Here is a 12,407-nt window from a genome sequence, read left to right as displayed (position 1 = left end):
TTGGGGACAGGATCAGCCCTTCATGGACATCATCCCGTGCTTGGGAGCTGGCTCGTAGTCGTCCGGATTGCCAAACCGCCGGACGATCTCAGAGAAAACTGCTCCCTTCTCGATCTTCTCGTCGGACTCCATCACCAGTCGATAGAGGTCATCGGGCAGCACGCGCATGACGGTCATCAAACCCTTGACCGCCATCAGGTAATTGGCACGCATGCCTTGGACCGCACGACGATTCCAATAGGTCATCATGTCCTGTTTGCTCATCGACATTCCCTGCATCTTCTGAGGATAGCCAGGCGTGTTGAAACCTTCTCCCTGCGGAGGCTCAACGGGCGGCCTGCTGTCGAGGTTTGCCAAGTAGCGGTCGACGGAAGAATCGTTGCGAATATGCGGCCCCACCTGCTTGGTCATGTGGTTCATCATGTGGTGGACCATGTGGCAGTGGAAAATCCAGTCGCCAGGATTGTTCGCAACAAACTCAAAATCGGAAGCCTGTGCCACCCCCACTAATTCGTTGTTGCGAGGAATCCAAGCACTCTTAGGCGCTCGCGCCCCCTCGTGTCCCGTGATCCAGAACGTGTGCCCGTGCAGGTGGATGGGGTGATGTTGCATCGGTGCGAAATTAAGCAACCGCACTCTGACGCGTTCACCATGCTTGCAAACCAGAGGTGTGGTGTAAGGTCCACTGCGACCGTTGATCGTGTGCCAATTCCAATCCATCGACCAACTATCGGAGACCGTTTGCGTCGGCCCGATGAAGAAGTTTTGAAAGATCAGCCCGAAGTCGCGGTCAACTGGAGGGTCGAACACTTTCTGCGGATGGACGATAAACCATCCGACCTGTCCGAATGCTTCCTGCATGGCTACGTGCGAGTGATAGAAAAACGTGCCTTCTTCATGCACGTCAAACTCGTAGACAAACGTCTTGCCGGGTTTGATCGGATTCTGATTGAGCGTCGCGGCGCCGTCATACTGAACTGGCAACTCGAATCCATGCCAATGGACGAAGGTGTCTTCAGGCAACTCGTTAGTGACCACAATGCGAACGCGATCTCCCTGATTGACCTCTATCGTCGGCCCCGGCATGCTGCCGTTGTAGCCGTAGACATTCATTTTGTAACCGGGCAGGAACTCGCGCTCGACGGCCATCGGAACCAAGTGGAATTCCTTAGCGCCATTCACCATCTTCCAGGGCAGCTTCTCTAAATCCGGTGCCTCAAAGGGAGCAGGGCCATCTTCCGCTTTGCGAAAACCGGGCACCAATTTACCCAAGTAATAGTCCGAATCGGGATCGTGTCCGCGCCCCGGCTTGAAACGGGAATAGCCATCGTACTCTTCTCGAACATTCGTTCCGGCGGGAATGCTCGGCTGGGCATCGGGATTGCCAATCGGTCTTGGCGAATGTTGGTGGCCATGTTCCATTTTCAGAGCTTCCTGAGCCGACGCTACCGACGCCAGCATCGCGGCAGTCACTCCCGTTGCGGCAGCCGCAGTGCCTTTGGTGATGAACTCTCGCCGCCCGACCGATTGCAGCAACTTCGATTCGTTTTCGTCTTTCATGATGTCGCCCTCTGTTAGCGCGGTTTCGGTACGGAGTCGATGTGTCCAGCAGGCGTCGGACCTGATGCGGCGTTGAGTCCGCCATCAAGGAGGTAGCCTTGGATGAGAACCTCGCTACGTCGCAACTGCTCCTCAAAGTTAATTTGTGCAAGTCGAACTTCCGCGTAATCCGATTGGGCTTGTAGAACATCGGGCCATTCGATGCGGTTCTCTTTGTAACTGCCTAGCAACTCGCGATAGGCGGCCTTCATTTCAGGGACGATCGAGTCGCGATATTCGGTCGCATGCTCAAACGCCATTGCATATTCTTCGTAGACCATCGCCAGACGTTGACGCAGAGTCAGCTCGGTTCGGCGAATTTCACGACGTTGACGGTTGTAGTCCGCCCGAGCCTGCGCGACGGTGCCTTGGTTGCGATCGAACAGCGGAATCTCGATACTGACGTCCGCCACGGCAACGGTCTCTCTTGCGTCAAAGTTGTAGCCGCTACCTGCCGAAACCACGATATCAGGAATCCACTCGACTTCTTCACGTTCAATGGTGACTCGGTCCGCAGCGAGCTTGGCTCTTGCCGCTAGAACTTCCGGACTCTCGGCGACGATTCGTGCCAGAGTGGCGTCAAAAGTCGCGAGTGATTCTGTCGTCGCCAGTGTTCCAACCACCGCGCCTACCGGTAGATCGAGTCCGACGAGTGCCGTCAGTTCCCGAAAACGCATCCGGTATTCATGTTCCGCTCTTTGCACATCAAGCCGCGTTCGCTGAAGCATCACGTTCGATTTGCGAACGTCGTATCGGTTGGCTTGGCCGGCGTTGTATAGTTCACGGGCGGTGACCGCCGCGTCTTCTGCCGTCTTGAGCAGCTCGCGATGCATTTCTAGTCGCTGTTGCGCAGCCAGCGTGCGATAGAAGTGAATCCGAACGTCATTGCAAACACGATACTGCTGGGCAACGGCCAAGTGCTCGCTGACGTGGGCACGCCGCAGGTACTTTTCTCGGCTTAGTCGCAGCTTTCCGCCGGTAATGAAGCGTTGTGAAAGGATGCCGCCCTGAAATTCACCCGGCGAATCTGTGTCGCCTTCCACATCGACGAAGATTTGCTCACCGGCGTAGGCTAGTGTTGGATTCGGGTACAGCCCCGCCTGCTGGGCTTTGGCAAGCTCCGCTGATATCTGCAAACGCGCCTGCCGAAGCGTCGGATTGTTCTGCGTTGTCAGAGATAATACGGTCTCCAGGTCGAGAACCTCTCCCTCAGTGAGGGGAGCATCGCCAAGTGACACCGGCTGGGATGGTCGTGCTGGCGGTTGAGTGAAGCGACTGCCAACAGATGCCGCCGGCGGCTCTGCGATGCGAACGGGGGGCTGCAATAGCTCTTGCGCGCCCGATAGCTCAGGGAAGAACAGTAGCAGCAGGGTAGCTGCTAGAAAACGATGTTTTTGCATGCCTCTCTGCGACCTCTCGGCTCTCGTCCATGAAATCCCGTACGATTACCATCGTCGGATACCCTTACTGGGTATAAATGATTTCTTTCTGTTTCGCAAAATCGCCTCCTCTTGGGCGACTCTGCGGGTTGCGTAAGCCATGCCAGTGAAGATTTCCTAAACCAGTCTTGCGGCTCGCAATCGCAGCGCATTGGCAATCACTGAAACACTGCTGAAACTCATTGCGGCTGCGGCGATCATCGGGCTGAGTAACACACCGAAAAATGGATAAAGCAGACCAGCGGCAACCGGCAATCCCAGCGCGTTGTAGATGAATGCGAAAAATAGATTCTGCCGAATATTGCTCATTGTTTTGCGGCTGAGATTGTTTGCCGCCGCAACTCCCCGCAGATCGCCACCGACAAGCGTCACTCCCGCCGACTCGATCGCAACGCCGGTGCCGGTTCCCATGGCGATCCCCACATTGGATTCCGCCAGAGCCGGTGCATCGTTGATTCCGTCGCCCGCCATCGCCACGGTCTTGCCTTCCTCCTTGAGTCGTTTGACGAAATCGTGTTTGTCCTGGGGTGAAACACCTGCGTGAAATTCGTCGATGCCGAGTTTTTCTGCCACGGCCTTTGCGGTCGGCTGTGCATCGCCCGTCAGCATGACGACTTTTAGCCCAAGTTCATGAAGCGTTTTGAGTGCCGCTGGCGTGCTTTCTTTGATCGGGTCGGTGATGGCCATGCTGGCGGCAAGCTCGCCGTCGATGGCAATGAATATCACCGTGGCTCCTTCTGATTGATGCTGCGTTGCCCGCTCGCGTCCTGCTTCGACGCCCGAGATTGACTGCTGATCGAGCAAGTCGGCTTTTCCGATCAGCACATCGCGACCATCGACACTTGCACGAACTCCACCGCCGGTAATGCTGTCGAACTCTGCGGCATCAGGCACAGAAACCTCGTCGGCTTTAGCTCGCCGAACCACTGCCTGAGCCAAGGGATGTTCGCTCTGGGCTTCCACAGCGGCAGCCAACTTCACCACTTCCGTTTCACTCCAGTCTCCAAAGGTTTCAATCGCTGTCACCTCTGGACGGCCTTGAGTCAGTGTACCGGTTTTGTCCACGACTACGGTGTCGACGCTCTCCATCACTTCCAAGACTTCTGCGTCCTTAATGAGAACGCCTTCCTTCGCACCGCGACCCACTCCAACCATCACCGACATCGGCGTAGCCAGCCCTAACGCGCACGGGCACGCAATGATCAACACGGCCACGGCCGCCACAAATGCGTGAGCCAAACGAGGCTCCGGCCCGAACACTGCCCAGCCGATGAACGCAAGAATCGAACAGACGATGACCGCCGGAACAAAATAGCGTGAAACAACATCAACCAGTTTTTGAATGGGTGCCCGACTTCGCTGTGCTTCAGCAACCATCTGCACGATGCGATGGAGCACTGTATCTCCGCCAACACCCAATGCCTCCATCACTAACGCACCGGTTTGATTGAGTGTGCCGCCAGTGATTTCATCCCCTTCGCTTTTCTTGACTGGAATCGGTTCCCCTGTGAGCATCGACTCATCCACGCTACTGCTGCCGCTGATAACTTTTCCATCGACGGGAACTTTTTCACCCGGTCGCACACGCAACCGGTCACCTTGATGTACGTCGCCCAGCGCGACTTCTTCTTCGCCGTCGTCGGTGATTCGATGGGCAGTCTCGGGAGCAAGCTGCATCAATTCTCGAATCGCGCCGCTGGTTTGCTGTCGGGCGCGTAGCTCCAATACTTGGCCCAGCAAGACCAGTGTGATGATCACCGCCGCCGCCTCAAAATAAAGCGGCGGCTTTCCATTTTCAAAAAACGCCTCGGGGATCATCGTGGGAAACAGCACAACAAATAGGCTAAAGAGAAACGCGGCAAGCGTTCCCACGGCGATCAGCGAGAACATATTGAGATTCAACGTGCGAAACGATTTCACTCCACGAACCAGGAGTGGCCAGCCGCACCAAAACACGACCGGCGCGGCGAAAGCGAGTTGCAGCCAACCGAACACGCGATCCGACATCTGTTCAGCTAGATTCCAGCCGACCATCGGTCCCATCGCCAGCACCAAGAGCGGCGCCGATAATACGACCCCCACCCAGAACCGCCGTAGCATATCTCGGTACGACTCTTCGTCACCGTGTTCCGCCATATTGACGTACTTCGGCTCAAGGTCCATTCCGCAGATGGGGCAATCGCCCGGCCCAACTTGCTCAACCTCTGGATGCATCGGACAGGTGTAAATCGCATCGGGGTCTGCTGCCGACGAAGCAGCAGCCGCCTCTCTTCTAACGCGTAAATCTCCACCGTGGGAACAGCAACTATGATCGTCGCGTGTCCTCTCCCTCTTATCGGCTTCTTGCTGAGCGGCTTTCGCCAGCGCCGCAGCCGGGTCGTCCTCAAATCTCCGCTGGCAGGACTCGCTGCAAAAGAAGTAGACGCTGCCTTGGTAGTTCGACGACCGCGCTGATTCAGAATCAACCGTCATACCGCAGACGGGATCGATTGCTTTGATGTCCAGTTTGCTCATTTTATCCCCTTATGATCTGTCGCATGGCCCTGCTTCTGGTCGTCTGCTAGCTTTGCGCCGATACCCCTATACGGTATGCCGTTTGCTGGGAAAAGCCAAGGGCTGAGCGAACGGTTTGCTCAGAAGAACTGAATAACTGAAGGAGAACAACGATGCCTCAGACAGCAACTTCCCAAGACACCTGCATCCAGAACTGCCACGAGTGTCAGGTGACGTGTGCTCAGATGCTTACGGAACACTGCCTACAAAAAGGCGGTGATCACACCCGGCAGGATCACGTCAAGGCGATGCTGGACTGCATTGCAGCCTGTGCCGCCTGCGTGGATTTCATGTCGCGGAACTCGGACCAACACGCCCTCTACTGCAAAGCTTGTGCAGAAGTCTGCCGTGCCTGTGCCGACAGTTGCGAGAAAGTCGGCGGGATGGATAAGTGCGTCAAAGCTTGCCGAGCGTGCGCTGAGTCCTGCGCCTCTATGGCGGCGTAGCTCGAAAGGCCTTACTGCCCGCGACGCTAGTACGCGCTGCCGCGAGGCAGTGCGTACGGCGTCTCGATAGCTTCGTCAAAAGTTGACTGGTGGATAGATCAAGATACTTTCGGTCTTTTGGCTGAGGTGCGCGAGTCCATGTTACACTCGAGTTGCAGATAATAGCCTCGGAGGTTCACCACCATGAAACGATTCTGGACTGGATTAGTCCTGGGTATTCTCATTTCGATAGTTGTTCCACTGCTCGTTGTCGCAAGTGGCGTCGTCAACGTGGCAGCGACTGCTGGCCCTAGCGCGGCTGAAGTCGCGTTCGCCAGGTTTGCCGTCAGACGTTCCATGGCTTGGCGTGTCCCGGAAGCGACAAACCCCTACGCCAGACCCAGCAAGCAGAAGCGGCGGGCATTGATCATTACGCGGATACCTGTCTCGCCTGTCATGGAGCGCCTGGAGTTCCACCCAAGGAGTTCGCCAAGGGCTTGAATCCGCCAGCGCCCAATTTGATTAAATCACTCAACAATCGCAGCGACGCTGAGCTGTTCTGGATCGTCAAGAACGGCCTTCGCATGACGGGGATGCCAGCTCTCGGTCCGACACATACTGACGACGATATTTGGAAGGTTGTCAGCTTCGTCCGGACTCTGCCAACGCTCAGCGAAGAACAAACGACGCAGCTCATCGAAGCCTTAGGATCGGGTCATGAACACGGTCAATCGGATCACGACTCAGATTCTCCAGCGGATCATGGTCACTCGGACGGCCATGCCCACCGTCACTAGCGGCACGACCGTCGTCCAACGGAGCTGCAACGCTATGCTGCGCCAATTCCTCGAACGGCCGGACAACCCGTCGTCGTAGAGGCAGTATTTCATCGGACAGTTGTTTGCGGCCGGCCACCTTCCTGACGCGATTGACCTCACGAAGCATCATCAGCAACTGCCGACGTACGGGAGCGTACGGGGCGATTGGAAGATTGTGAAACGCCTTCGTGAGTTGGTCCGGCGAATCCCGCAAAGCCCGCTCAGAAAACCAGGCTCGTAAGTCCAGGTATTGCGGCCGGTCGATCTCCACATGGGCGTGCCATTTGTCGTCGTTACTGCCGTCCTTCTTCCGACCACCGGGCTTGTAACTGATCGAGTATCCGGCGTAGCGGATCGGCACACGGCGAATGTCGCGAATGAGGTTGGCTTCTTCCTCGAAGAAGCGGTGCTCTCCTTTCGTAGCCAGGAGAACGAACGTTCGTTCGTGGCGGATGTATTGTAAGTTTGCGCGGCCAGCTTTCTTGCGGCGTGCCCGCGTCGATTCGCTGACACCGATGCGATACTTCTTGATGAGTTTGTCGTCGATGGACTCGGGCAGCTTGCCGAGAGGAACACGTCCTATCACGTAAAACCAGTATCCGTGGCGCAAGTAACAGCAAGCAATCTGTTGCACGAATCCTTCAACTGATGTGGTTACAGCTCGGTACTTCACCTAAGCCTCCATGCTCCTAAAGTTACAAGCAAGCAAAAAGGTGGAACCTGTTTCGATGCGGCACAGGTTCCAAAAAGCCGCTCTATGGAAAAACGCTGGCGGAATGCTGGCAGCGCCTGCTCTGTGCGAAAACCATCCAGGTCAACGCACAGAGGGCAGAAACGCCACAGCAGAGTCGCACGCTGTCGCGGCACTACATTCATGTATTGTGCCACGCCAATGCATACTACCCTTCACGCAAACAACCTTCCGACGGTAGCCCCAGAGTGCAGACGCACTTCGGGGTACCGCCGTCGAGTCATCGCCACAGAAGGCCAGTGCTCCCGCACAAGTCTTCTGTGACCGCTTGCGTCCTTCCAAGAACTGTCAACCAAAATTACTCCGGTTGACAGCACAAATCGTTAGCAGAAAAACTGCCCGTCAGCCCTTTCGTCGAGGCCAGTTGTCGGCACCACCCGACAACGCCAACGAGACTGCACTGCCTTGCACAGCCATCGCTCAAGTTCTCTGGCAAGCTCCCGCTTGCTAAGAACTCGACTTCTATTCAGGCCACACTCCCACTCTACGGCGTTTGAAGCACTTGACTGACCAAGCCAAGCACCGGTAACCACACCGGCTGCCATAGAGCTTCCTGCGTTAGCTACTTCCTTCGTCTTGCAGATCACGTCGCTATCCCGTGTGACCGGGAGGGGATTTGGCTGTATGTCCAGTTCGCCAGAACCGTCATAGTTTCGATGGCGAATTACAACTTGCAATTTTGCCATCATTTCTGGGGGCCGAACGTAGAAGCACCCCCTTACCCACCAGCCAAAGCCGTTCGCTGCTCGGCAGCGTCTTCCGCAAAACTCACCGGCAAGCCCTCGCGGGCCTTTCATGGTTGAGCTATTCGCCGTCGTTGGATTTGCCAACGATCGCCGCAGAAAGTCTTCTGCGGTTCGGTCTGTCGCCAGACTCGAAACTCCCCACGCCGGACAGGTTGAACGAGGTCGGTGACCTCGGACCCCCTGTGCAGGATTACGCATCATAGATGTCAGAAATTCTTTCATCACAGAATACCTCACCTGCTTTGAAAAGTAGCGGCCTTGGGAACGTCCCAAGGTATTTCCGCATCGCCCCCGCTAGTTCAAGACCCCGAGGAAGCCATCTTCGCTTCACGCCGTCATCCCGAACGAACTATCGGATCGAATCGTCGGATTACTCAGCCATCGCGTTTGCTGACGTACAAATGTCAGCAGTCGAGGCCGGATTACTCGACGAAGCCTCCGTCGAACTGGACAAGCACCTCTCGATGCATCCAGCTCTACGGGCCAATCGCGTCGTTGGAGGTTAGCCCAACGCCCTTAGCTTCGGTGGTGAGCCGAAGTTTACCGGGTGCGATTGCCTGCTAACGTCTGTCATGCGTGTCACCACTGGTGAGCCGAATTAGCGACTCACTCGCAGCAACGCGTTCGACGAAAACAACAGCCGTGGTCTGAGAGTCCGATTCTCGACCACAAAAGTCTCAATACCACGGTTTGCGGTTATGCCCTAATTGTGGTAGGCGTTTAGTCGGAAAATGAAAACTGTAAACAACACGACAGCAACAGTCGAAACGGCAACGACCGATACGCAACTGGTCCTATTCGACCTGGAGACCGGTGGGCTCGAACCATCGCGGCCAATCATCCAGATCGCGGCGATTGCCGTCGATCGACAGCTCAGCGAGTGCGAAGTGTTCGAGGTCAAAATCCAGTTTGATGAAAGCGAGGCATGCCCTGATGCATTACGCCGAATCCACTATCGCCGAGCTGAATGGAAGCGGTCGGCCGTCTCACCGAAGAAGGCGGCCTGGGCCTTCTCGCGGTTTCTGCGAAAGCACGCATCGGTCGAAGTGTTGCGGCGAGACATGACCAGTTTTCGAGTCGCACAACTTGCTTCCCACAACAGCAGCTTCGACGGCCCATTCCTGACTACTTGGTATGACCGACTGGGTATTTTCTTGCCCGCTTCCTATCGCGTCTTCTGCACGCTCCAGCGAGCTTATTGGCATTTCCAGGAACATCCCGATTTGGTTCCTCCAGACGACTTTCGATTAGCAACGCTTTGTGAGTACTTTGGTGTTCCATTGCATCCCAATGAAGCCCATGAGGCGCTGGCGGATACGAGGGCTGCTCTCGGAGTATTGCGAGCAATCTCGCAACATCGTAAAAAGATGACTGAGCCGTCAAAGGTGGCTTGTGGATAACTCACCAAAGTGAGCTGTCCCCAAGGTGTCGCTTGCGTCACCCGATATCGGCCCCTAGACGTGTCGCTTGCGTCACTCTATTCACCTCCCAACGTGTCGCTGCCGTCACCCAAGAAGGCGCTTCAAGACGCACAACATCCTAAAATCATTGGATTTCTAAATAAAACGCCGGTGCGCCAAAGTACTGAGTACAAAAATAATTGGAAACAAAAGACGCTGCTTTTGGGATTTGACTAAGAGTCATCCGAGATCGAGCTTAACAATTGCTCAACAAGTTCGCCTACAGGCGTAAGCGAAGTCTTGCCGACTTGACGCGGCTCGCGATTTTCAACACTTCTCAATTCGTGCCACCAATCCGGAGGCGTTCGATTCCCCGTGGCAGCCTTTTGGACGTTATCAACAAAATAGGCTTGCGGACTGCGACGAAAGAAGTTCTTCCCCTTACGTTCCATAGCGGCCAGTGTGATGTCGGCCCATTCTTGCACCAGTCGCGGCTCAAAATCTCTCACAAAGCGACGGATCGCCGCTTCATCCAATCCGACGGCCTTGAGCGGGTCATACAGCGGAGAAGCACTGAGGTCTGCTGCAATCCGGAATTGTGCTCTGGTAGTAAAATACGCACCACGCTCGATAGCGACCGAATAAGACCCACCTCGCTTACCAGTGATGAAAGTCGTGGCGGGTTTGACAACGCCCACGGCGATCAATCGATCAAGCGTCGTTTGGAGCTTCTTGCGAAGCGTCTTCGTTGGCAGCGATTCATTGAAGCCCAGGACATGAACGGCAAGATGCCGCAACTCAAAGCGAGCTTCTGTAAGACGCTTTGCGAACATCTTCTGGAGCAATAGGAACAAACGTCGAGAGGCGCAATCCAGGTCTCGGTAGACTGCCAGGTCAAATCGGAATTGCTGACTACCAGCCATGCAAAGTTCAAAGAAGATTGGGTCCCAGGAGATTCGCCAAGCACGCGAAGACTTGGGATCGACGGAAAGGCTATAGCTAAAGAAGCGAAATGCGACTTTCCGATGCTCACCGCGAATCGGGTCGTAAAACGCATCGTTTCGATAGCTCACCAGCGCTAGCCGCTCCATTGCTTCCATGAAACGCTGATACTGCCGACCACCTCGCTTTGACCGTTGGTCGATGACACCCAACTGACGCAAGCAATAGTGGGGTGTTGCGTACAGCTCTGACTCAGGCTTTGGTTGCGAACAAGTAAGCGAAAGGAGGCCCCAAAGGTAGAATTCATCTTTTGACGAAAGACCCAAGGGAGCCGATATCCTTGCCTGCGCTTTTCTCTGATGACGATTACGATCCGTGTAAAAATACTCATTAAAATGGAGCAGATTCTCTTTGAGTGACTGTCGAGAATCGAGAGGGCAGAGGGCGTGTTCGACCAACGACAATTCACCCATGCCAACGCGGACTGAGGTTGAGATTGATTTGAGAGCCGACCGTTTCTTCATTGACACTTTAAGTTGCTTAAACCAGGACTCAACCTATTGACGTACGCTCGATCAGGCAAGAAGAATCAGATGAGTCTTGTGCACAACTGTCTCAAGGTGATCTAGCAAACTCGCTTTAGGCGTGTACGCTCCGTCACCTAAGATTCGGAATAGTCGTTTGGCGAAGATACGTTTTGGCGAGTTGCCGTTGAATCCTTCAACGGTGACAGGGACTTCCGTAGGATTGCAAGTTGCAATCGCGTCCAAAAGAGGGTCAAACGCTATACAAGTGGGTCGATAGCAAGAGGTGACGTTCGCATCGTAAAAGTTCTTGACGACCTTCCTGAGACCATGTCACGATTCCGCTAAAGATTGCGGACACTTGCCCGGAATTGCAACTTGCAATTTTCATGGAGGGACATGGCAACGACGTTTTGCCTCATCAATCAGAAGGGCGGCTGTGGCAAAAGCTCTACCTGCTTTCACCTCGCAGGAGCCTTTGCAGAACTCGGCATGAATGTCTTACTATTGGACATGGACCCTCAGGGATCACTGAGCCAAGGATTTCTTGGGTCCGAGTTTGTAGAGTCTCTCAGCAGTAAAGAGACTATGACCATGCTGTTTGATGAGAGCAGCTTCTTTGAGTCGCGGGACGCGCTATTGCACCCAACGCAGTTTGACGGAATTACCATCTGTCCGGCAAACCAAACTCTAGCGCCATTCAACGCCCCAGAACCGGAAAAGACCGGCATGTTGCAATACGCAATTCGCGAGTTCCTGACTGAGCAGCACGACTACGATGTCGTCTTGATCGACTGTCCACCAAACCTCTATCGCTGTAGTTGGACCTCAATGGTTGCCGCTGACTACGTGGTGATTCCCGTTCCACCAGAGGACTTTGGCACCCAAGGTCTACGGGCGGTCCACCAATGCGTCCAGCAAGCCCGACAGCTCAATCCAGACCTTCGACGCCTGGGGCACTTGATTACGCGCTGCGACCAGCGCTTGTTGGTTCATCGCATGTACGAACAAAAGCTACGCGAGTTGTACGGCGAAATGGTGTTAGACACCGTGATCACAGAGGCATCCGCATTCAAAGTCGCTTTGACACGTCGCCGCCCGGTTCAGTTTCACGATGCCGAGTCGAAGGCTGCAAAATTGACTCTTTCTCTTGCTCGTGAGATTCTTGACCGAATCAGTCTGGATGAACGTAAACGGAAGGTCGCCTAGT

General features: G+C 55.0%; 8 protein-coding genes. 3 read left to right on the top strand and 5 right to left on the bottom strand.

Annotated elements, in window-relative coordinates; all coding sequences use genetic code 11:
* Positions 1-12: 12 nt before the first annotated feature.
* The 3 genes from ACQK2L_RS21880 to ACQK2L_RS21870 form a co-directional block, all read right to left on the bottom strand.
* Entirely contained in the window at positions 13-1,560 is a 1,548-nt protein-coding gene (locus tag ACQK2L_RS21880) for a copper oxidase (RefSeq protein WP_425399177.1), read from the bottom strand.
* 14 nt (positions 1,561-1,574) lie between these two features.
* Positions 1,575-2,999, bottom strand: a complete 1,425-nt coding sequence (locus tag ACQK2L_RS21875) for a TolC family protein (protein WP_425399176.1) — start codon at positions 2,997-2,999, stop codon at positions 1,575-1,577.
* 156 nt (positions 3,000-3,155) lie between these two features.
* Entirely contained in the window at positions 3,156-5,552 is a 2,397-nt protein-coding gene (locus tag ACQK2L_RS21870) for a heavy metal translocating P-type ATPase (RefSeq protein WP_425399175.1), read from the bottom strand.
* An 826-nt stretch (positions 5,553-6,378) separates the two neighbouring features.
* Between ACQK2L_RS21870 and ACQK2L_RS21865 the strand changes: the two genes are divergently transcribed.
* Positions 6,379-6,813, top strand: coding sequence for a c-type cytochrome (locus ACQK2L_RS21865; protein ID WP_425399174.1), 435 nt, complete (start codon positions 6,379-6,381; stop codon positions 6,811-6,813).
* On the opposite strand, the gene ACQK2L_RS21860 is transcribed toward ACQK2L_RS21865, so the two are convergent.
* Positions 6,710-7,468 carry a hypothetical protein gene (locus ACQK2L_RS21860; protein ID WP_425399173.1) on the bottom strand — a complete coding sequence of 253 codons (759 nt, stop codon included), beginning with the start codon at positions 7,466-7,468 and terminating at the stop codon, positions 6,710-6,712. The two genes, ACQK2L_RS21865 and ACQK2L_RS21860, sit on opposite strands and share 104 nt — an antisense overlap.
* Positions 7,469-9,062: 1,594 nt before the next feature.
* On the opposite strand from ACQK2L_RS21860, the gene ACQK2L_RS21855 reads away from it, so the two are divergent.
* Complete coding sequence (locus tag ACQK2L_RS21855) at positions 9,063-9,731, top strand: 3'-5' exonuclease (RefSeq protein WP_425399172.1); 669 nt, start codon at positions 9,063-9,065, stop codon at positions 9,729-9,731.
* A 233-nt stretch (positions 9,732-9,964) separates the two neighbouring features.
* On the opposite strand, the gene ACQK2L_RS21850 is transcribed toward ACQK2L_RS21855, so the two are convergent.
* On the bottom strand, positions 9,965-11,203 hold the full coding sequence (locus ACQK2L_RS21850) for a hypothetical protein (RefSeq protein ID WP_425399171.1): 1,239 nt from the start codon (positions 11,201-11,203) through the stop codon (positions 9,965-9,967).
* A 393-nt stretch (positions 11,204-11,596) separates the two neighbouring features.
* Here ACQK2L_RS21850 and ACQK2L_RS21845 point away from each other — a divergent pair, with 393 nt between their 5' ends.
* The gene (locus tag ACQK2L_RS21845; protein WP_425399170.1) at positions 11,597-12,406 is read left to right on the top strand and encodes a ParA family protein; all 810 of its coding nucleotides are present in this window, start codon (positions 11,597-11,599) and stop codon (positions 12,404-12,406) included.
* The last annotated feature ends 1 nt before the right edge of the window (position 12,407 follow it).

This window comes from Aeoliella sp. (assembly GCF_965227375.1).
Classification (GTDB): domain Bacteria; phylum Planctomycetota; class Planctomycetia; order Pirellulales; family Lacipirellulaceae; genus Aeoliella.
Note: the sequence above shows the minus strand (reverse complement) of the source record. Positions and strands in the feature narration are given on the sequence as shown.

Coding starts and splice junctions, on each gene's coding strand:
- ACQK2L_RS21855 (WP_425399172.1), top strand. CDS start 9,063: ATGAAAACTGTAAACAACACGACAGCAACAGTCGAAACGGCAACGACC.
- ACQK2L_RS21880 (WP_425399177.1), bottom strand. CDS start 1,560: ATGAAAGACGAAAACGAATCGAAGTTGCTGCAATCGGTCGGGCGGCGA.
- ACQK2L_RS21845 (WP_425399170.1), top strand. CDS start 11,597: ATGGCAACGACGTTTTGCCTCATCAATCAGAAGGGCGGCTGTGGCAAA.
- ACQK2L_RS21875 (WP_425399176.1), bottom strand. CDS start 2,999: ATGCAAAAACATCGTTTTCTAGCAGCTACCCTGCTGCTACTGTTCTTC.
- ACQK2L_RS21870 (WP_425399175.1), bottom strand. CDS start 5,552: ATGAGCAAACTGGACATCAAAGCAATCGATCCCGTCTGCGGTATGACG.